18 protein-coding genes are annotated in these 19,029 nt (G+C 64.1%); 3 read left to right on the top strand and 15 right to left on the bottom strand.

Annotated features, from left to right (window positions below; all coding sequences use genetic code 11):
• Window positions 1-496 precede the first annotated feature (496 nt).
• Window positions 497-910, bottom strand: coding sequence for a VanZ family protein (locus AC1PLU_RS04030; protein WP_176340472.1), 414 nt, complete (start codon window positions 908-910; stop codon window positions 497-499).
• The gene (locus AC1PLU_RS04025; protein ID WP_481107771.1) at window positions 898-2,151 is read right to left on the bottom strand and encodes a class I SAM-dependent methyltransferase; all 1,254 of its coding nucleotides are present in this window, start codon (window positions 2,149-2,151) and stop codon (window positions 898-900) included. The genes AC1PLU_RS04030 and AC1PLU_RS04025 overlap by 13 nt, the downstream gene beginning before the upstream one ends.
• On the opposite strand from AC1PLU_RS04025, the gene AC1PLU_RS04020 reads away from it, so the two are divergent.
• Window positions 2,150-2,887: a pteridine reductase gene (locus tag AC1PLU_RS04020; RefSeq protein ID WP_043910734.1), complete on the top strand. Its 738-nt coding sequence runs from the start codon at window positions 2,150-2,152 to the stop codon at window positions 2,885-2,887. The two genes, AC1PLU_RS04025 and AC1PLU_RS04020, sit on opposite strands and share 2 nt — an antisense overlap.
• Before the next feature lie 164 nt (window positions 2,888-3,051).
• Here AC1PLU_RS04020 and folK read toward each other — a convergent pair whose 3' ends face one another.
• The 5 genes from folK to AC1PLU_RS03995 form a co-directional block, all read right to left on the bottom strand.
• Window positions 3,052-3,567 (bottom strand): 2-amino-4-hydroxy-6-hydroxymethyldihydropteridine diphosphokinase, encoded by a 516-nt coding sequence (gene folK, locus AC1PLU_RS04015; protein WP_481095171.1) that lies wholly within the window; start codon window positions 3,565-3,567, stop codon window positions 3,052-3,054.
• Between the two features lie 93 nt (window positions 3,568-3,660).
• A complete protein-coding gene (locus AC1PLU_RS04010) occupies window positions 3,661-5,163 on the bottom strand; it encodes an ATP-binding response regulator (protein WP_233380925.1) in 1,503 nt (500 codons plus the stop codon).
• Between the two features lie 3 nt (window positions 5,164-5,166).
• Window positions 5,167-5,607: a response regulator gene (locus AC1PLU_RS04005; protein ID WP_006452631.1), complete on the bottom strand. Its 441-nt coding sequence runs from the start codon at window positions 5,605-5,607 to the stop codon at window positions 5,167-5,169.
• Window positions 5,604-7,415, bottom strand: coding sequence for a sensor histidine kinase (locus AC1PLU_RS04000; protein ID WP_481107770.1), 1,812 nt, complete (start codon window positions 7,413-7,415; stop codon window positions 5,604-5,606). Before AC1PLU_RS04000 ends, AC1PLU_RS04005 begins: the two co-directional genes overlap by 4 nt.
• 277 nt (window positions 7,416-7,692) lie before the next feature.
• Window positions 7,693-8,064, bottom strand: coding sequence for a BON domain-containing protein (locus tag AC1PLU_RS03995; RefSeq protein ID WP_481107769.1), 372 nt, complete (start codon window positions 8,062-8,064; stop codon window positions 7,693-7,695).
• A gap of 150 nt (window positions 8,065-8,214) precedes the next feature.
• Here AC1PLU_RS03995 and AC1PLU_RS03990 point away from each other — a divergent pair, with 150 nt between their 5' ends.
• Window positions 8,215-9,285 carry an oxidoreductase gene (locus tag AC1PLU_RS03990; RefSeq protein ID WP_481107768.1) on the top strand — a complete coding sequence of 357 codons (1,071 nt, stop codon included), beginning with the start codon at window positions 8,215-8,217 and terminating at the stop codon, window positions 9,283-9,285.
• A gap of 55 nt (window positions 9,286-9,340) precedes the next feature.
• On the opposite strand, the gene gnd is transcribed toward AC1PLU_RS03990, so the two are convergent.
• The 8 genes from gnd to AC1PLU_RS03950 all read right to left on the bottom strand — a co-directional run bounded on the left by gnd (window position 9,341) and on the right by AC1PLU_RS03950 (window position 17,882).
• Window positions 9,341-10,282 carry a phosphogluconate dehydrogenase (NAD(+)-dependent, decarboxylating) gene (gene gnd, locus AC1PLU_RS03985; protein WP_205393700.1) on the bottom strand — a complete coding sequence of 314 codons (942 nt, stop codon included), beginning with the start codon at window positions 10,280-10,282 and terminating at the stop codon, window positions 9,341-9,343.
• Window positions 10,283-10,302: 20 nt separating this feature from the next.
• Window positions 10,303-11,634 (bottom strand): hypothetical protein, encoded by a 1,332-nt coding sequence (locus AC1PLU_RS03980; protein ID WP_481107767.1) that lies wholly within the window; start codon window positions 11,632-11,634, stop codon window positions 10,303-10,305.
• A gap of 95 nt (window positions 11,635-11,729) precedes the next feature.
• Window positions 11,730-12,110 carry a glycine zipper 2TM domain-containing protein gene (locus tag AC1PLU_RS03975; RefSeq protein WP_023905143.1) on the bottom strand — a complete coding sequence of 127 codons (381 nt, stop codon included), beginning with the start codon at window positions 12,108-12,110 and terminating at the stop codon, window positions 11,730-11,732.
• A 124-nt stretch (window positions 12,111-12,234) separates the two neighbouring features.
• A complete protein-coding gene (locus AC1PLU_RS03970) occupies window positions 12,235-13,041 on the bottom strand; it encodes a DUF2242 domain-containing protein (protein ID WP_481107766.1) in 807 nt (268 codons plus the stop codon).
• Between the two features lie 73 nt (window positions 13,042-13,114).
• Entirely contained in the window at window positions 13,115-14,179 is a 1,065-nt protein-coding gene (locus tag AC1PLU_RS03965) for a DNA methyltransferase (protein ID WP_481095167.1), read from the bottom strand.
• A complete protein-coding gene (locus AC1PLU_RS03960) occupies window positions 14,172-15,272 on the bottom strand; it encodes a hypothetical protein (protein ID WP_481095166.1) in 1,101 nt (366 codons plus the stop codon). Before AC1PLU_RS03960 ends, AC1PLU_RS03965 begins: the two co-directional genes overlap by 8 nt.
• A 22-nt stretch (window positions 15,273-15,294) precedes the next feature.
• Window positions 15,295-16,698, bottom strand: coding sequence for a nicotinate phosphoribosyltransferase (locus tag AC1PLU_RS03955; protein ID WP_481107765.1), 1,404 nt, complete (start codon window positions 16,696-16,698; stop codon window positions 15,295-15,297).
• A gap of 128 nt (window positions 16,699-16,826) precedes the next feature.
• Complete coding sequence (locus tag AC1PLU_RS03950) at window positions 16,827-17,882, bottom strand: bifunctional nicotinamide-nucleotide adenylyltransferase/Nudix hydroxylase (RefSeq protein ID WP_481095164.1); 1,056 nt, start codon at window positions 17,880-17,882, stop codon at window positions 16,827-16,829.
• Window positions 17,883-18,052: 170 nt separating this feature from the next.
• On the opposite strand from AC1PLU_RS03950, the gene AC1PLU_RS03945 reads away from it, so the two are divergent.
• On the top strand, window positions 18,053-18,919 hold the full coding sequence (locus AC1PLU_RS03945; protein WP_481107764.1) for an endonuclease/exonuclease/phosphatase family protein: 867 nt from the start codon (window positions 18,053-18,055) through the stop codon (window positions 18,917-18,919).
• Window positions 18,920-19,029: the final 110 nt, after the last annotated feature.

The following is a 19,029-nucleotide window of genomic DNA, read 5'->3' as shown; positions in this document are numbered from 1 at the left end:
CGTACTTGCGGCGTGTCCCGCGATGGTGGGCGGGCAAGGGCCCTGCAGCGGAATCACAGATCAACCGCTCTGTAACTGATCTATCCGCACTCTCCATGCGTTTCAAGACACCCGAGATTTCGAGTCGTAGCGTCGTTTAGATGCGATCAAAAGCTTGGTGAGTCGAGTGCGCGGTGCCCTCACCAGAAAGTTGGTCGGTAGTTTGATGAAAGCCTGCCTGTTGATCGCGTTGCGCTTTGCGTTGCGAAGCTGATCGGCCGTGGCGTTATCCAAACAACACATGCCTTGCTTGCAACCATGCACACCGACCACCTCGACTGGTCCTTGCCAGCCCACCGTCGCGGGACCTTACGCGGCATGGATGCCGCGTAAGAGCCTACATGGACGTACTTGCGGCGTGTCCCGCGAGGGTGGGCGGGCAAGGGCCCTGCAGCCAAACTGCAGCCCTGAGCACTACGTTTTGCCAGTCATCCCAAAACCGCAAAACACAGAAAAATCAGCGCGACCCAAACACCCGCTGATCCACCCGCAACATCACCAATCGCAGCCGCGTCCAAGCAAGACACAACCCGGCAAGGATGCCCAAGGTATCGGCAAGCGCATCGTAGGGATCAGCACTGCGATTGGTCGTCAACGCACCTTGCGCGATCTCGATACCGATACCCAGCAACACCAACCCGAACGCCGCAAACAACAACGCCCGACGTGTGGCGAACAATTGCACCGCACCCCAACACAACAACGCGAACGTCAAAAAGTGCTCCGCCTTATCGCTGTTGGAGGGTAGCTCCGGAAACTCTGGCGGCGGCCCCAGGCACACCGCAATCACCACGAAAATTGCCGCGACCCACAAACCCACCCACAACCACGGCCGATAAAACGGACGCAGCGCAGACGTCACAGCCGCCATGTGAGATCGCCCGCCAGAAATGCCGGCGCAAAATCGACATCGCGCGCAAAGCCCATCACCTGGAATCGCTCGCCCATTTCGCTGGGCAAGGTCAAGCGTTTGATCTGCTCGCGCAAGCGCATGCGCCCCACCTCATCGGTACGCGTATCGGCCTGGGCCAGCAACGCATCCAGACCATTGCCGAGCAGAAAGCTCGATTGCGTGCAGTAACCGGCCAACTCGAAACCGGCCCCGGTGCCGGCCTCGGCCAACGCCGTGAAGTCTACCGACGCGGTCAGATCCTGCAGACCCGGCCAGCGATACAGATCCTCATGCATGCGATGGCGATAGAACGCACGCAAGGTGCCGTCTTCGCGTTGTGCACGATAGAACTCGCCACGCGGGTAACCGTAGTCGACAAACAACATCGCCCCGCGCTTCAGACCACCGGCCACCGCCTGAATCCAGTACGGCAACTGCGGCAGCAACTCCGAGCGATACCCATCAGCGAACGGCTGCTGCAGATAGCGCTCCAGATGACGCACCGCTGCACCCAACAACGCATCGGCCGGCTGCTCGCCACGTGCAAACTGCTGCTGCGCATCCAGCACCACGGTTTCCTCATACACCTCGCCATCGCGCAGCGCGAAGCGCGGCGTGGGCAATGCATCGATCACTTCGTTGGCGAACAGCACCCCGTCCCAATCGTCCGGAAACGGTGCATCCAGCCACTCGACCAGATCGAATACCGGCGGTATCAGCGTGCGCCCCAACCGCTCGCGCTGACGTTCGCGCAAGTCTGCACTGGGCTCCAGAATCGCGTAACGCTCGGGCAGCGCATCGAGCTCGAGCAGGCGCTTGAGCGTGACTTCGGCAAATGCGCCGCTGCCACCGCCTACTTCGAGCACGCGGGCACTTGGGCCGAGCTGCTGCAACACCGGCGCCAACGCACCGGACACGGTCGCTGCGAACAACGGCCCAAGCTCGGGCGCGGTGACGAAATCGCCGGCCTCGCCAAATTTGCTGGAGCCGGCGCTGTAATAGCCAAGACCCGGCGCATACAGCGCCAGCTCCATGAAACGCGAGAACGGGATCGCACCACCGGTAGCGGCGATTTCGGCGCGCACATGCGCAGCCAGGCGGTCGCTGTGCGCCAAGGCGTCCGAATCGGGAGTGGGAAGGTCGGCGTGCATGCGGGCACCGGTTGCGGGGACAATGCACAGGATAGCCGAGCCCTTTGCAACGCCGAGCGAGTACGCCATGACAGACAGTTCCAAGGTGGTCTTGATCACCGGCGCAGGCCGCCGTATCGGCGCGCAGATCGCCACCACCCTGCATGCGGCCGGCTACCGTGTGGCCTTGCATGCGCACCGCTCCGGTGAGGCGCTCAGCGCGCGCGTGGCCGCGTTGTGCGCGCAACGTGCAGGCAGCGCGCTGGCCTTGCACGCCGATCTGCGCTTGCCGGAGGCACCGGCGCAACTGGTCGCCGACTGCATCGCCGCATTCGGCCGCCTGGATGGCGTGGTCAACAACGCCTCGGCGTTCTATCCCACCGCGCTGGGCGAAGCGACCGCAGCGCAATGGGACGAGTTGTTTGCAGTCAACGCGCGCGCGCCGTTCTTCATCGCCCAGGCTGCGGCCGCACAACTGCGCCAGCACCGCGGTGCTATCGTCAACCTCACCGACCTGCATGCCCAGCAGCCGATGCGCAATCACCCGCTGTACGGCGCGTCCAAGAGCGCGCTGGAAATGCTGACCCGCTCGCTCGCACTGGAACTGGCACCGCAGGTGCGCGTCAATGCAGTCGCCCCCGGCGCGATTCTGTGGCCGGAAGAAGGCAAGTCTTCCGACGCCAAGCAGGCCCTGCTCGCGCGCACGCCGCTGGCACGCATCGGCACGCCCGAAGAGATCGCCGAGGCAGTGCGCTGGTTGCTCGATGAAGCCAGCTTCGTCACTGGCCATACCTTGCATGTGGACGGTGGCCGCCAGCTCAGTTGAGCAACTGTCCAGGCGCGCTGCCGCGCACGCTCGCTCCATGTGCGCTGCGGATAACGCGCTACCTGCAGACTCGACCATGACGGTTCCGGGCAGCACCTTTCATGCCTGCCTACGACGATCCGCAAGCGTTGTCGGTCACACCTTGCCGGTACTGCAGCGCTGCGCTACTGCGCCACAGCCGCCGCGACAGGGGCCGCCTCCAGCTCCACCGTCGTGAACGCGGTGCCGTGTTGCGGATGCGCCTGCCATAGCGCCGCCAACGTCTGCCCACTCAACGGGTCGACAAAGCCAGGCGCGATATCGGCCAGCGGCTTCAACACGAACGCATGCTTGAGCTCCGGCCGCGGAATACGCAGATGCCCGGGCCCTTCGATGATGCAATCACCGAAGAACACCACATCCACATCCAGCGTACGGTCGCTGAAACGCGGGCCGCTGCGGTCGCGGCCGTGCGCGTCTTCCAGCGCATGCAGCCAATGATCGAGCGCGTGCAGATCCAGATCGGTATCCAGCACCACCGCGTTGTTGACGAAGTCCGGCCCGTCGAAGCCCACCGCCGGCGTGCGGTACGCAGGCGACACGTCGAGCTGGCCAAAGCGCGCGCGCAAGGCGTCTACGGCCAAGCGAAGGTAGTGAGTCGGCTGGACATTGCTGCCGAGGCTGAGAAGCACGGTGGTCATGCGTTATTCGCGCATGCGGCCGGCGTGGGCGTCAACTGTTGCAATCGCATTGCACTTGAACAAGCACGCCCGCAACGCGCGAAAACCCCTGGATCAGGCCATTTCGAGCGCGTGCGACACGGCACGGAACACCCTGCGCATTTCCAGCGGCTTGCGCAGCACATGCACCGGGATATCCGCCGGAAAGTGCATCCGCTGCAGCGGCGCACCGACGTCTTCCAGCACGATCGCCGGGCCCTGATAGCCCAGCTCCTGCATGCTCAATAGCACGCTGACGGCTGAGAGCAGAATGATGTCGCTGTCGATGATCACCAGGTCGGGCATGGCGTGTGGCTGTACCAGTTGCAGCGCGGCCGCGCCATCGGTGGCCAGCTGCGGCTGATAGCCCTGGCTGGACAGTGCATTGCCCAGCAGCGACAGGCGCGTGGCTTCGCCGTCCACCAGCAGGATGCGTTGCCCATGGCCCAGCGGCAGCGGCGGCTCGGTGTCGGCAACCGCCACCGCGTTCGAGCGCATCGGCACCAGCATGTCGAAACGCGTGCCCTCGCCCAGCCGGCTGTCGACCAGGATGCTGCCGCCGTAGCTTTCGATGATGCGCTTGCACGAAATCAGCCCCAGCCCGGTGCCGTCGGCCTTGGTGGTGAAGAAGGGGCTGAACAGGCGTGCGCGGGTTTCATCGCTCATGCCCACGCCAGTGTCGGCCACGCTCATGCGCACACGCGCATCGTCATGGCGATCGGCCGACAGAATCAATGTGCCGCCACCTGGCATCGCCTGGATCGCGTTCAAGCCCAGGTTGAGCAGGCATTGCTGCAGTTCGGTGTAATTGGCCTCGATGGTCAGATCCAGGGCGATCGTCTCCATCTGCAGGCGCACGCCATCGGGCAGGCTGCTCCTGAGCAGCATCTGCACGCCCTGGAACAGACTGGCCACGGACACCTGCTCGCGCGGCTTGTTGGAGCCGCGCACGAACGAGAGCATCGACTCGGCCATCTCATGCCCGCGCCGGCCGCACTCGGCCACCACCTTGGCTAATTGACGCAGCTGCGGATCGTCGGTGCGCCCGGCCAGCAGGTCGGGCACGATCAACAACGGCTGCAGGATATTGCGCAAGTCGTGACTCAACCCGGCCGCCAGCATCGCCAGGCTTTCCAGCCGCTGCGCGCGCATCAGCTCGCTCTCCACGCGCTGACGTTCCAGGTCGGCACGCGCTTCGCGGATCGCGCGGATCACCGCACTCGGCAAGCGGGTCGGGTTGTGCTTGATGATGTAGTCGTTGGCGCCGTCCTGCAGCGCCTTGACCGCCGTCTCCTCGCCCATGGTGCCGGAGACGAAGATGAAGGGCGTGGCGCCGTTCTGGCGCACCAGACGCAATGCCTGATGGCCGGAAAAACCGGGCATGCTCAGATCCGACAGCACGATGTCCGGCTGGAATTCATCCAGCGCGCTGCGCAGCGAGCGTTCGCTGTCCACGCGCTCGAACGCCGCGTCGATGCCGGCATCCAGCAGCTGATCGGACAACAGCTCGGCATCTTCCGGTGAATCTTCCACCAGAAGGATCTTCAGCTGCTCCAGTTTGCCACCCTCTTGCAGCATGGTTCAGTCCAACTCCGGTGCCTGATTGATGACCGCCCAGAACGTGCCGAGCGTCTTGACTGCATTGAAGAACTGATCGACATCCACCGGCTTGACCACATAGGCATTCACGCCCAGGTCCCAGCTGCGGGCAAGGTCGCTCTCTTCGCGCGAGGACGACAGGATCACAATCGGCAAGCGCTTGAGCGTCTCGTCGCCGCGCACCTGCTTGAGCACTTCCAGGCCATCCAGCCGCGGCATCTTGATGTCCAGCAGCAACACCGCCGGCAAGCCTTCCTCGCGATCGGCGAACGCGCCACGACGCAGCAGGTAGTCCATGGTTTCCACACCGTCTTCGACGTGCACGATGGGGTTGGCCAGGCGGGCTTCACGCAGGGCGTCAACCGCCATTTCTGCATCGGCCGGGCTGTCTTCTGCCAGAAGAATGGTACGGATGGCACTCATGCATTGAACTCTTGGTTGGGCGCTTCATGCGCAGGGGGAAGCACAAAATGGAACGTGGCGCCTTCGTCGACGACACCCTCGGCCCAGACCCGGCCGCCGTGGCGCGTCAACACGCGCCTGACGCTGGCCAGGCCAATGCCGGTACCGGCGTATTCGCTGGCCTTGTGCAGACGCTGGAACACACCGAACAACTTTGCGCTGTACTCCATATCGAAGCCGGCACCGTTGTCGCGCACGCTGAATTGATGGCCGCCGTCCGGCAGCGGCCGGTAACTGACCTCGATCTTGGCCACTTCGCGCTTGGCGCTGTACTTGACCGCATTGCCCAGCAAGTTCATCCACAGCTGGCGCATCATGTTTTCGTCGGCCACCAGCACCGGCAGCGGGGCGATGTGCCATTCCACACGGTGACCGGTGTTTTCGCTCTGCACGCTGGAATCCAGGATCGCGCGCGTCTCCGACACCAGCGATTGCATGTCCACCGCCTGCAGACGCAGCGCACTGCGGCCCAGGCGCGAATACACCAGCAGATCGTCGATCAGCGACGCCATGCGCCGCGCCGAGCTGCTGATCACTTCCATGTAGTGACGCGATTTTTCGTCCGCCGCATCGCCCAGGTGACGCGCCAGCTTGTCCGAAAAACCGGCCACATGCCGCAACGGTGCGCGCAGATCGTGCGAGACCGAATAACTGAAGGCTTCCAGCTCGCGGTTGACCTCGGACACCTGATCGACCTTGCCTTCCATCTGCCGGTTGAGTTCCTGGATGCGCTGCTGCGAGGCTTTCTGCAGGCTGATGTCGCTCACCGTCATCAGCACCACATCTTCGTCGTTGGTATCGGGCAACGGCATGCGTCGCGCGTTGATCAACATGGTGCGCAGCACGCCATCGGCGCCGCGCTGCTCATGTTCGTAATCCCACAACTCGCGGTCGCGCAGCAACACGTCGGCAAGCCGCTGATGAATCTGCGCATCGCGCCACACGCCCTCGCCCACGTCCTCCAGCGACATCGATTCGTTACCGCGCTCTTCCAGGCCATACAACTCGGCGAAGGCCGGGTTGTGCAGCATGATGCGCTGTTTGTCATCCAGCAGCACGATCGGCTCGCGCACGGTCTGCAGCACCGAACTGGCGCGGCCATTGGCGCGCAGATATTCCTGCTCGGCCGCCAGGCGGCGGCGGATCTGCCGCTGCAGCAACCAGATCACCGTGCCCAGCAGCAGCAACTGCACGGCCAGCGTCCCCCAGCTCAGTACCGCGTAATGCGTGCGTTCTTTGGTGGCGCGCGTACTGCGCAGTTCCAGCAACTTGCTTTCGGCGCTTTGCAACTCGTCGATCAACAGCCGGATCGGGTTGTTCAAGGTCATGTCGTCGATCAGCGCACGGATCAGCGTGGGATCGGTCGCCACGGCGATACGCTCGGCCAGCAGCAAGCGCCGCTCGATCGTGCTCTGGATGCGCCCCATCCGCACTTGCTGAGCCGGGTTGTCCTTGGTCAGCACGATGAGCTGATGCACCGCCGCCAGCGCTTCACGCCGACCACGCCGCATGCGCTCCAGCAAGGCAGGGCGCACCACACCATGCGAGCGCATCAGCGCCGCCGATTCGGTATCGCGCATCGCCGCTTCCAGGCGCTGCGCGGTCTCCTGCACGTCCTGGCTATGCGAGACCCACACCGCGGCCTGATTGGCGTTGTGCGCCATCTGCTGCAACAGCAACGAGGGCACCACCACAATCAGGAACACGGCAACTGCCAGCAAAGGCAGGCGCCAGCGATCCCATCTGTCTGCTTGGACCGTTGTCTGCATTACTCGATCTGTATCCGCTCGCTGCAAGGACCCGAAGGCGCGCCGGTATTATCCCCGACCAGACCCAAGGTGAGATTAATGATTCAGATTTGTCACGCCGATCCGTGACATAGCTGAATGGGCATATCATAAGTGCAGCAAACGTGAAATTGGTGAGAGCGGGCGCCACCTGTCGGCTGGCCTGCGACACACCAACAAAAAAGGCGCACTCCGTAAAGTGCGCCTTCGTGCTCAGGCCAACCGCCTCGTCGCGGCGGCCCGGCATCTGTGACTGCGATTACTTCTTCGCAGCAACAACCTTCAGACCCACCGACTTGACGCTCTTGACGCCTTCGATGCCCTTGGCCACAGCCACGGCCTTGTCGTGCTCGGCCTTGGTCGCGACCGAACCGGTCAAGGTCACGATGCCGTTCTTGGTCTCGACCTTGACGTCGGTACCCGACACGTTGTCGGTGGCCAGCAGATCGGCCTTCACCTTGGTGGTGATCCAGGTGTCGGTCACCGGCTTCTTGGACTCGTCCATGCTGGCAGCGTGGTCCTTGTGATCGGCATGTTCCTGCGGCGCCGCGAATGCCTGCGAGGCACCCAGCGTCAGGCCGAGCGACAGCGACAGAGCCAACAGCTTGCTTGCATGCGTCATGTTCTTCATCCGATACCCCTTCCAGTGAATGTGGCCGCAGTCTGCAGTGGCGTTCGTCGTGCAGGTGTGACTGCCGGATGCAGAGGTTGTGAACCTGGCGCACACGGGTGTGTGCAATACCATGGACGCTTCCTCAGTCGTTGCGATGAACCGTTTTCAATGCCTAAACCGTTCAATCTGGCCGTCGTCGGCTATGGCTATGTCGGCCGCACATTTCATGCCCCGCTGATTGCCAGCACGCCGGGTTTGCAGTTGCACAGCGTGGTGTCGTCCAAGCCGCAACAAGCGCAGGCCGACTTCCCCGATGTGGCCGTGCTTGCCGACCTGGAAACCGCGTTGGCCGACCCCGCGCTCGATGCGGTAGTGCTTGCCACGCCCAACCAGACCCATGCGCCGTTCGCCTTGCAGGCACTGGCCGCCGGCAAGCACGTGCTGGTCGACAAACCCTTCGCACTGGATGCCGCACAGGCGCGTCAGGTGGTGGACGCTGCCGCAGCGGCCGGGCGCATCGTCAGCGTGTTTCAGAACCGCCGCTGGGACGCAGACTTTCTCACAGTGCGCCGGCTGATCGACGAAGGCCAGCTGGGCGAGGTGGTGGAGTTCCATTCGCACTTCGATCGCTACCGCCCGCAGGTGCGCGACCGTTGGCGCGAGAGCGACATCCCCGGCGCCGGGCTGTGGTACGACCTGGGCCCGCATCTGCTCGATCAGGCACTGCAATTGTTCGGCACCCCGCAGGCGATCAGCGCAGATCTGCAGCGCCAACGCAGCCAGGCACGCAGCGACGATTATTTCCATGTGACCCTGCGTTACCCGCGCCTGCGCGTGATCCTGCATGCCGGTTCGTTGGTGGCCGACAGCAGCCTGCGCTTTGCCGTCCACGGCACTCGCGGCAGTTATCTCAAGCACGGGCTGGATACGCAGGAAGACCAACTCCGCGCCGGGCGTCGCCCGGGCACCGCCGGCTGGGGTGTCGACACGCTGCCCGGCACCGTCACCCGTGTCGATGAAGAAGGCCGCGTGCACACCCATCAACCCGACACCCTGCCCGGCGACTATCGCAACTGCTACGCCGCATTTCGCGATGCATTGGCCGGCACCGGCCCGGCACCGGTCAGTGGTGCAGACGCCGTGCAGTTGATGGAACTGCTGGAGCTGGCGCAACGCAGTGCCGCGTCGGGTCAGGTGCAGTGGCTGGATGGTGCCGGCGCCACGTCTGGCGACCGCTGAAACGACTGCGCGCCCGCAAGGCAGGCGCGCAGAAACTGCTTCACTCGCTGACGCGTTACGCGTCCTTGCTGCCGATCGTCGGCGGTGTTGCGGTGGTGGTCATCACCGCATGCCCACCGAACTGGTTGCGCATCGCCGCCAGCAATTTGTCGGTGAACGAATCCTTGTCGCGCGAGCGCAACCGCTCCATCAGCGACAGCGTGATGATCGGCGCTGACACTTCCAGATCGATTGCCTCGGCCACCGTCCAGCGGCCTTCGCCCGAATCGGCCACGAACGGTGCGATGCCGGCCATGCTCGGGTTGTGCGCAAGCGCATCGGCGGTGAGATCCAGCAACCACGAACGCACCACGCTGCCATCGCGCCAGATCTCGGCGACCTGATGCAGATCCAGTGCGAAATCGGTCTTGTGCTGCATCAGCGCAAAGCCTTCGGCATAGGCCTGCATCATTCCGTACTCGATCCCGTTGTGAACCATTTTGGTGAAGTGGCCGGCACCGCTCGGGCCAACGCGGCCCCAGCCCTTGTCCGCTGCCGGCGCCAACGTGGCCAGCACCGGATGCAGCGTGGTCACTGCCGCCTCGTCGCCGCCCACCATCAGGCTATAGCCTTCCTGCAGACCCCAGACGCCACCGCTGGTGCCGCAGTCGACGAACGAAACACCGCTGGCCTGCAACAGCGCGGCGCGGCGTTGCGAATCCTTGTAATACGAATTGCCGCCATCGATGACGATATCGCCGGCCTGCAACAACGGCAGCAGCTGCGCCAGGGTGTCATCGACGATCTTGCCTGCCGGCACCATCAACCACAGCACCCGCGGGCTCGGCAGCGCCGACACCAACGCTGCCAGCGCATCGGCAGTGACAATGCCCTTGGCCTGCGCACTGCTACGCGCGCCCTCGCCCGGGTCGTAGCCATGTACGCGATGCCCGCCGTGTACCAGACGCTCGGCCATGTTGGCGCCCATGCGGCCCAAACCCACCATACCCAGTTCCATAATCGCTCCTCATGATCTGATCAGTGCAGGGTGCCACGCCGGGCGTACGCTGGCGTGGCGGAATTCTCAATGGATCGTTCCGCAGCGGTGCCGGCGCTGCACTGTTGCAGCTGCCAATCGATCCAGCGCCAGTACAAGGTGCTGCGCAAATTGTGCAGGGTCAGGTCGATGGCATACGGCGTGCGCGGATTGCGGTCGAGCAGTCGCGCGACGTGATAGCCGATCGGCTTGACGCCCTTAGGATGCACGTAGACCAGAAAGCCCTGATAGAACGGATCGTCCAGTAACGCCTGTAGCGTTTGCAGCTGCGCTTGTTGTCGCGTATCGAGCGTGGCGCGCAGCTGCGCATCGCGCTCGTACAACAAACGCTCGAAGCGGCGCTTGCCCCGCCCGCGCAAGTCCTTGGCCAGTTCCCAGATCTGCCGATTGAGCGCGTCGTAATGCGCAAAGCCGCCGTGCTTTGCGAGCGCTTGCGCAGCCGCATCGCTGACATCCACCACCACGAAGTTTTCGGCCTGGTTATGGATGTCGTCCAGATACGCCTTGTCGAACACATGCGCGATAAACCCCGGCGCACCGACAAATGCCTGGCGCCCCAGTTGCGCGGTCTTGACTGCCTTGCCGTCGGCAAAGAATTCGCCAGCATGCGCACCCAGCAAGATGCTGTCGGTGTCGTGCAAGGTCAAAAAGGTACCGATCGACAACTCGCCAGGCGTAAACACCTGATCGAATCCGGCATCGCCATACAGCTCGCGCTGCGTGGCCAGCTGCGCCACCTGACGCCCCACCCCGCATTCGGAGCGCACCTGGCCGCTGTAGAACGCATCCAGCGCCTGCGCATTGCTGCCACGCGGCTGATAGCCGCGCCCGAAACTACGAAAACCGCTCCAGCCCTGCGCAGCGGCGCCACGCCAGCCAAACCCGATCCAGCCCAGTTGCACGGCCGAAAACCGATAGTGCGGGTTGTCTTGCAGCTGCGTCGTTGCACGCCGCGTGGCCGCGCCGACTTCGATCGCATAGGCGCACTGCGTGGCGGAATCGTCCAGCAAGGCCTTGAGCGATGCGCCGCGTTGTTGCGCGTTCCAATTTAGTGGAAGCGTCAGCTGCAGGTCGCCGGCGGCGCGTGCCTGCGCGAGCGAGCCGCGCGTACACGGTTCTCCGCGTTGGATCACCGGCGCACTGACCGCAGCGCTGCGGATGTCCCAGCCCAGGCGCCGCAGCAATGCTTCGACGCAGTCCACACCTGCAGCGTTTGCTGCCTCACTTGGCGCGGCAACGGCGACCTGCAGCAATTGCGCGGCCAACAAGGCCAAAGCAAACATTCCGTTGCGGCAAGTGCGAAAAAAACTCATCGCTGCGATGTGGTGTGAATCGACAACACGGCGCCGCACCCTCAAACGTAGAAAGCCCCGGCATGACCGGGGCTCGTAAATTCAATTCAGCAGATTCAACGACGTTCGCAGACGCGCTCGACCTGACGGTTGCCGTTGGCTTGCTGACGATTGCCCTGGATGGTGCGGCCAGCAGCACCGCCGGCGACTGCACCGGCCACGGTTGCCAGCTTCTTGCCGTTACCGCCGCCTACCTGATTACCCAGCAGACCACCAACCACTGCGCCTGCAACGGTGCCGCCGACGCGATTGGGGTCGGTCGAATTCTTCTGCACTTCGACATTGTGGCAGCGCACGCGCGTGCCGTCATTGAACTTGCGGCCTTCGTCTGCTTCCGTATAACGGTGCTGACGCGAATGGGTCTGGGCCTGCGCGAAGGTGCTCGTCGCCATCAGGCCGATCAGGGAAATACCCAACAGGGAATTGCGCATCTTCATCGTGGTCTCCGTCGTTCTCGCCCACTCGGCGAGTCATGGTTCCACTTTCGCGACTCGGTCGAGAACGCAACGTGAAGCGCGCAGCCGGCTATTCAGGTTCCGGAGCGAAGCGTGAACTCTGACGTCACGGCTGAGTTGGGGGCTCGGTCTGCGGCACGTTCGCCGGCGTGGATGCAGGTGCCGGTGCAGGGGGCGGATCCTGGGCCTCGACCGGTAGTGGCGCAACCGGCGGCTGTTCTACTGTTGTGGAAGCAGACGTTGCGGCAGTGGCCGGCACTGCAGTCGCGGGCGTTGCAGCCGCTGCGGTCGGCACAGGTGCCGCCGCCGCAGGTGTAGCCGCTGCCGGATGCGGCGGTGCAACCGGTGCGGGGGCCGCGCTCGCCGCGGCAGGCGCGGCCTGGGTCACATTGGGCAGATACGAGTTCAAGCGCTCGAAAAAGCGCTTGTAGAAGGCCGCGTCCTGCACCGTGGTGGTGGACACACGCACCAGCGAGTCGCCGGTACTGCCCACCGGCAGCGACAACGAGCCGAGCACGCCGACACCGACGCTGGCCGAGGTCGAGCTCTTCTTCAGTGCGTAACGATCCTGCAGCGCGCTGACGAACACCTGCGCCTTGCCGCCCTCCTGCGTGGCGCAGGAAATGCGCAGATTGAGCTGCTCGCTCTGGTCGGCCTCCTTGAGCTGGAAGTTCTTGCTGCCTTCCACGCCTGCGGCATCGGCGCGCGTGACCGCGTAGCCCTGGCTCAACAACACGCGCCGCGCGGCCTCGCAAGCCTGCATCGAGGTGGCCGCCACACTGCGCGAATAGGTATCGTCGGAGTTGAACGACTCGCGCATCAGCATGCTTTCGCCCTTGCTGCCACCGCAGCCAGCCAGGGTTGCCAACGCGCCAAGCAGCGCGCCGCGCGCGATCAGGGAAGAACAAGACATAGACAACTCCGGCATCCAAAACCGGCCAAGAGCATAGCCGCAACCCATGTGCGCGTGGCGTGGCGTTGCCGGATCAGGGCAACGGCGGTTCATCCGCCGGCAATTGCAGGTCCAGCTGCAGGCGGCTGCCGTCTGCGCCGATGCGCTCGGCGCGCAGATAGTGGTGCGCACGCACCGCGGCCAGCGCCACCGGCGCCCGGCACGGCTCGCCCCACAGGCTCAACGCGAATCCCTGCTCATGTAGCCACGCGGTCAGGCGGTCCCATAGTGGCTGCTCGGCTTGCAGCATCAGGTCCAGATCGGCCGGGCCCTGGAGCACCGAGTCCGGCGACTCCAACCAACGCGCGTAGCTCCCGTGCACCACCACCGGCAGGCCTTGCGCCCGCACCGCCTGCAGCAACTGCGCCGCCTGCTGCAGGTCCAGCCGCTGCCGGCAATGCTGGAAAATCAATGCGTACTCGTGGCTGCGATTGCTCTGCGTGCCGGCATGCGTCAGCGCTGCGCCCGGCCGCTGGTAGCACAGCACCCGTTCCTCGCGCAGCGTGAACAGGCTGGCGAGGATCCGCCCCAGGTCCCATGCCTGCGGGATCACCCGCCCGCCGACAACGACGTTTTCCACCATCGCCACGCCAAAGGCATCCGGCCGCAGCCGCTTTCGCAATGCATGCAATACCCCGCGCATGCCGAACAGATAGCCCGAGTAATCGGCACTGGCATACAGCTGCCCAGGCACTGCTTGGCCGCGCCAGTGGCAACCGAAATACGGCACGTTGGTCAGACACAGATCGATCACCGCAGCAGGCGCGGTGTCGACCAGCGAGCCGACCACGACCGGCGCCTGTACGGCATGCCGTTGCAGGCGCGTGCGCGCCAGTTGCGCACGTGCAGGGTCGATCTCCATGCCATGCGCGTTGCGCCCTTCCATCGCCGCCGCCAGCAGCGTGCTGCCGAAACCGCAGAACGGATCGAACACCTGCTCCCCCGGCGCACTGAAATGGCGTACGAACGGGCGCATCTGGTTGACCCAGCCACAGTCGCGCCCGCCAAGCGAATCGGCTGCGCACAGGTCATCGGGCAGTGCCCACGCGGGGTCGTCCGGTGTAGGCGTCCACCAGCTGTGCTGATCGAGCTCATCCATCGGCCGGGTCCCACAGCACGTCGGCATCCGGATCCCAGCCCGCGCACAAGCGGCCGTTGGCGAAAAACACCAGCTTGTAGAGGTCGCCGGTGGCATGCCGCGCGTGCATGGCCGCATAGTCGGCGCTTTCGAACACCACTTCCAGGCCATCCTCACTGCGCATGCGCAGATTCCAGAAGTAATAGCCCTCGGTCATGCCGTCCGCTTGCCAACGCGACCACCACGGCTGCTGCATGCACTGCGCCAACAAGGTCTCCATCCCGATGCGGTGCTGCGCGATATAACGCCAGGTGCCATTGCTGCGATACGCAGCGTCCAGACGCGACAACTCGCGAAAGATCACCTGGCTGGCGCCACAGCTGCGCGCCCACGCGATGTACTGCGCCACGGCATCGGCACTGTCCACACCACCGCGTTGCACGATGCAGACCAGTCGCACCGGCACGCGCGCCGCAATGCCTCGTGCCGTATGCGCGAAAGTGGCCGTATCGGCAATCGGCTCGTCGGGGCGAAAGCGCATGATCGCGTCGTTGCCCGCCTGCAGCGGGTGGTGACGCGACAGCTCGATCCACGACAGGCCGAAGTCCACCAAGGCATCGATCAACTGCGCACCCTGCGCACGCGCAAACCCGGCACCATTGCTGTACAGCACGCGCTGCTCCACACGCGGGCCGTCGGGCGTTGTTGACAAGGTATGCAGCAAGGCCTGCAACCAATCCGGATCGTCGGTCATCTCCAACCCGGACAAGGAATACGACAACGGCACCTTGTGCAGCAACTGCAACGCAGCGCTCAACTGTGCGAAGTAGTCCGGCCCCGGACGCAACATCGCTGCGGCCAGGCCGCCACCGTGCTGGCGCAGGTTTTCCGAACAGAAACCGCAGCGCGCCGAACACGGCCGCACCGACGCATACGGCGTAAAGGTGATCGGCAACGCCACCCGATACGCGCGCTCGCCGATGCGCAGCGCATGCCATCGGCTTGTCTCGCTCTGCTGCGGCACGCGCCGCCGCAGGCTGGGCGCCGCAGCACGCAGCCCGGCCAACAGTGGCGATGCAGACAGCAACGAGTCGTCATCGATGGAGGCGTGCATGCCACTGCCTGCGCCGTAAACGTCAGCGACGCGCGGCGTCGGCACGTGCGCGCACCTGCTCCAGCGTCCATTCCTGCTGCATGACGCCGTTTTCCCATACTGTCACCAGCGCATCTTCGCTGTCGGCGCTGGCGGCCACTTCGTCGAGCAATGCACTGCGGTAACGACCATCGCGGCGGTCGCGCAGCAAGGTCAGACGCCCCCGCTTGCTCTGCTTGCCCTTGTCGGTGATCGGGTCCTTGTAGACATCGATCCATTGCCCGTCCACACGCACCGCCGAGCACTTCAGCGCGAACTTCTGCGTATCGCGGTCCACCTTCTGCAGCAGCGCACCGCCCATGCCGAAGGCGACGTTGTCGGCGGCATAACCGGCGGCAGTGATGCGTTCGAGAATGGCGTGCAGCGATTGCGGATTGATGCCATCGCCCTGGATCACTCGCACATGGTTGAGCACCTTGTAGCCCTTGCCGTTGAGTTGATGGCCGAAGGCTTCGTCCAGCAGCACCAGGCACTGTTCGACCACGTCCACCGGGTCGCCGGAATCGGGGCGGATCACCACCGTCGCGCCAGAGGAGATGATCTCTTCGCGCAAGGTGGTGCCCCAATGCTCGCGAATGGCGCGGTAGATGTCGTAGCTGTCGGAGACCACCGCCACGATGGAACCGGGCCGTGCGAATTGCGTGAGCATGTTGCGATACGCATCCACCTCGCGCTCGCGGCCCCAGCTGGTGATGGTGCTGTGCTCGGCGGCGGGAATCGAAAACCCCGCCACCGGCGTGTGGTAATGCGCGCGTGCCAGCAACAACGCCGACAAGGTATCGGTGCCGAGGAAGTTCACCAGATGCGCCGCGCCACCGAGGGCGGCCGAGCCAAGACTGGACACGCCACGCGCGCCAAAGTCATGCAGCTTGAAGGGCAGCTGTCCTTCCGGGTCGTCGCTGGTGCGCTCCAGGTAATCGCGCACGATCTGCTTCACCTGCCAGCTCACCGTGGCCACCGTCACCGGGTACCACACGCGCAATAGCAGCGTTTCCAGATACGACGGCACCCAGAACGCCTTGGCGTCGGTGGATTCGATGGTCATCAACACATTGTGCGTGGGCACCACCGCACCTTCGGGCACGGCGCGGATGCGGATCGGCAGCTGCCCGCCAAGGCGGTCGACGATATCGCGCCAGCCGGCTTCGTTGAACGGCTCGCCATGCGCGGCCAATAGTTCCTTCGCATCGTCGATATCGGCGTGCGTCACCGGCCGGTTGATGGCTTCTTTCAGGATCGACTGCAGGCCGAAGAACACGGTCTGGTCGTACACGCCACCGCGCGATTCCACATAGAAAAACGCCGCATCGGTGCCGGGCGGGTATTGCAGCCAGTGGCTGGCCTTGTAGCTGTCGGTGTTGAGCAGCAGGTTATCGAGGTAATGCATGACGGAAGCTCCTTCGCGTCGAGTGAACCAGCGGTCTATCCGCCGGCGGGAGGTCATGGTTCAAGCCGACACACGGTGCGAGCGGCTGCTTGATAGTCAGCAGCAACACGCAGCAGGTGGTGTCGCTCTCAGCCACGGCCCAGGAAAAATTCAAGAATATGCAGATGGTCTTCGTACAAGCGCGGGCCCATCGCCATCACTTCGGCGATCGGAATCCAGCGCGCCTTGTCGGCATCGTCGCCGCCGCGTACCGCGGGCAACTCGCCGGCTGGAAATTCGAAATGGAACGCATGGGTGATGGTGCGTCCACGCAGACTGCGCTCGGGATGATCGAACACCTGGCGCCCCCGCAATGACCCCTTGAGCACCGGCACCGGCACCTTGAGCCGGGTTTCCTCGCGCAGCTCGCGCAGACAGCCATCCAGCAGACCTTCGTCCTGGCCGATGAAACCACCCGGCAACGCCCACAACCCCTTACCCGGCTCGGCGCGACGACGCACCAGCAACACATGGCCCGAATGCACGACCACCGCATCGGTGGTGACGAAGGTCGGCGCATACGGCGCGTCCTTCCACGCGGCGCGGTATTGCTCGATGAAGCGGTACTCGGCCACCAACTGCGCATAGCTCGGGGAGTTGCGCCGGAACGCCTCCAGCATGTCGTACACCGGCGCCGGCACATTGCCGCGCAACATCAGCAAGCCACCGTGGAAACCGATCTCGCCGGCTTCGAACAGATAGCGGCGCAACTCGGTGGCCGAGAGCGTGGCGGTGTGTTGCACATCTTCCAGCGGCCACTGCGGAAACTCACGCAGGTAATAACTGCTGGCATCCTTGTCCATGCCGATCAGGCCGACCCGCGCATCGAGCGTGCCGCCATCGGCATGCACGGCTTCCGCCACCTGGCGCTGCACGTCGGCAATCCACAGGCTTTCGTTATAGAGATGGTCGCGCAATGGCCGCACTATCAACCGGTCGCTCTCGCCCGGCAACGCGGACTCGATCATCACCGCGCGTTCGGCAACGGTCCACGGATTGCGAATGGTGCGGGGCGTGTCGGCAGAGCCGATCAACACAATGAGCTTGTTCGCCTTGCCCAGCGCGTGGCGGGCGACGGCGGCGTGGCCGTTATGAAAGGGCTCGAAACGCCCGATAAACACGAGATAGTCGTACTGCGTTGCCATGAGAATCCCTCACGGTTGAGTGGTCAGCCAGCGGTCTATCCGTTGGCTTGCTGCAAATGCTACGCCGATGTGCGGCCGCGTCAAGCCTGCGATGCAGCGATGCACAGTGATCTATCGGTCATGCCAGCTGACTAGACTTGGCAGTCTGTCCTTATCAGGAATTCGCCTGTATGCCACGCCAATCCATTCGCGTCGTGTCACGTTGCTTGCTCGCTGCAATCGCAGTGCTGTGCATCGCATTGCCTGCATTGTCCGCGCCTGCGCCCGCACCACTGCGCGTGATGTCGTTCAACGTACGCGTGCCGGTGGATACCAACGGCGACAAACGTTGGGAGATACGCCGCACGGCGATGGTCGCGCTGATTGAACAAGCGCACCCCGACGTCTTCGGCACGCAAGAGTTGGTGAAAGAACAAGCGCAGTATCTGGCAGCACAATTACCCGATTACCGCTGGTTCGGCAAAGGCCGCAGCGCCGATGGCGGCGACGAACATATGGGGGTGTTCTACGACAGCCGTGTCCTGACAGTGGTGGAATCAGGCGACTTCTGGCTGTCCGAAACGCCTGAAATCCCCGGCAGCAGCAGCTGGAACACTGACCTGCCGCGCATGGCCACCTGGGCGCTGTTCGAACGCCGCAGCGACAAGCGTCGCTTCTATCTGTTCAACACCCACTTCGCTCACCGCGACCAGGACGAAGCAGCGCGCGAGCACAGCGCACGCGTGATCCTGTCACGCATCGCAACGTTGCCTGCCGGCATTCCGGTGGTGGTGACCGGCGACTTCAACAGCGATCCCGACAACGGCACCTACCGCACGCTCACCGCTGTACTTGGCGATGCACGCGCACATGCCACAAAGCGGCAAGGCCCGGAGAAGACCTTCCAGGATTTCACCACCCACCCGACCCGACGCATCGACTGGATCCTGTTCCGCGGCCTCACACCGACGCGCTTTTCCACATTGGATCAGCGCCCCGGCGGCGTGCTGCCGTCAGACCACTATCCGGTGCTGGCCGAACTTGCCTGGCCGCAGTGACATCGCGACAGCCCTGCCCTGCCGACCTGAGGGAGTGTCCCTGCGTGCGACTGCGCGTGACCATTAAAGCCTCATCGCATGCAAGCGCATCCCCCAGTCACCATCAATGT

The sequence above is a fragment of the Xanthomonas sp. NCPPB 2933 genome (genome assembly GCF_056725225.1).
This window is presented reverse-complemented; position numbering and strand designations above follow the sequence as displayed.

What these genes read in the sequence shown, in the direction of transcription:
- AC1PLU_RS03970 (WP_481107766.1), bottom strand. Translation starts at nt 13,041, where the DNA reads ATGTCTTGTTCTTCCCTGATCGCGCGCGGCGCGCTGCTTGGCGCGTTG.
- AC1PLU_RS04000 (WP_481107770.1), bottom strand. Translation starts at nt 7,415, where the DNA reads ATGCAGACAACGGTCCAAGCAGACAGATGGGATCGCTGGCGCCTGCCT.
- AC1PLU_RS04025 (WP_481107771.1), bottom strand. Translation starts at nt 2,151, where the DNA reads ATGGCGTACTCGCTCGGCGTTGCAAAGGGCTCGGCTATCCTGTGCATT.
- folK (WP_481095171.1), bottom strand. Translation starts at nt 3,567, where the DNA reads ATGACCACCGTGCTTCTCAGCCTCGGCAGCAATGTCCAGCCGACTCAC.
- AC1PLU_RS03960 (WP_481095166.1), bottom strand. Translation starts at nt 15,272, where the DNA reads ATGCACGCCTCCATCGATGACGACTCGTTGCTGTCTGCATCGCCACTG.
- AC1PLU_RS03980 (WP_481107767.1), bottom strand. Translation starts at nt 11,634, where the DNA reads ATGAGTTTTTTTCGCACTTGCCGCAACGGAATGTTTGCTTTGGCCTTG.
- AC1PLU_RS03945 (WP_481107764.1), top strand. Translation starts at nt 18,053, where the DNA reads ATGCCACGCCAATCCATTCGCGTCGTGTCACGTTGCTTGCTCGCTGCA.
- AC1PLU_RS04030 (WP_176340472.1), bottom strand. Translation starts at nt 910, where the DNA reads ATGGCGGCTGTGACGTCTGCGCTGCGTCCGTTTTATCGGCCGTGGTTG.
- AC1PLU_RS04020 (WP_043910734.1), top strand. Translation starts at nt 2,150, where the DNA reads ATGACAGACAGTTCCAAGGTGGTCTTGATCACCGGCGCAGGCCGCCGT.
- AC1PLU_RS03965 (WP_481095167.1), bottom strand. Translation starts at nt 14,179, where the DNA reads ATGGATGAGCTCGATCAGCACAGCTGGTGGACGCCTACACCGGACGAC.
- AC1PLU_RS03975 (WP_023905143.1), bottom strand. Translation starts at nt 12,110, where the DNA reads ATGAAGATGCGCAATTCCCTGTTGGGTATTTCCCTGATCGGCCTGATG.
- AC1PLU_RS03955 (WP_481107765.1), bottom strand. Translation starts at nt 16,698, where the DNA reads ATGCATTACCTCGATAACCTGCTGCTCAACACCGACAGCTACAAGGCC.
- AC1PLU_RS03990 (WP_481107768.1), top strand. Translation starts at nt 8,215, where the DNA reads ATGCCTAAACCGTTCAATCTGGCCGTCGTCGGCTATGGCTATGTCGGC.
- gnd (WP_205393700.1), bottom strand. Translation starts at nt 10,282, where the DNA reads ATGGAACTGGGTATGGTGGGTTTGGGCCGCATGGGCGCCAACATGGCC.
- AC1PLU_RS04010 (WP_233380925.1), bottom strand. Translation starts at nt 5,163, where the DNA reads ATGCTGCAAGAGGGTGGCAAACTGGAGCAGCTGAAGATCCTTCTGGTG.
- AC1PLU_RS03950 (WP_481095164.1), bottom strand. Translation starts at nt 17,882, where the DNA reads ATGGCAACGCAGTACGACTATCTCGTGTTTATCGGGCGTTTCGAGCCC.
- AC1PLU_RS04005 (WP_006452631.1), bottom strand. Translation starts at nt 5,607, where the DNA reads ATGAGTGCCATCCGTACCATTCTTCTGGCAGAAGACAGCCCGGCCGAT.
- AC1PLU_RS03995 (WP_481107769.1), bottom strand. Translation starts at nt 8,064, where the DNA reads ATGAAGAACATGACGCATGCAAGCAAGCTGTTGGCTCTGTCGCTGTCG.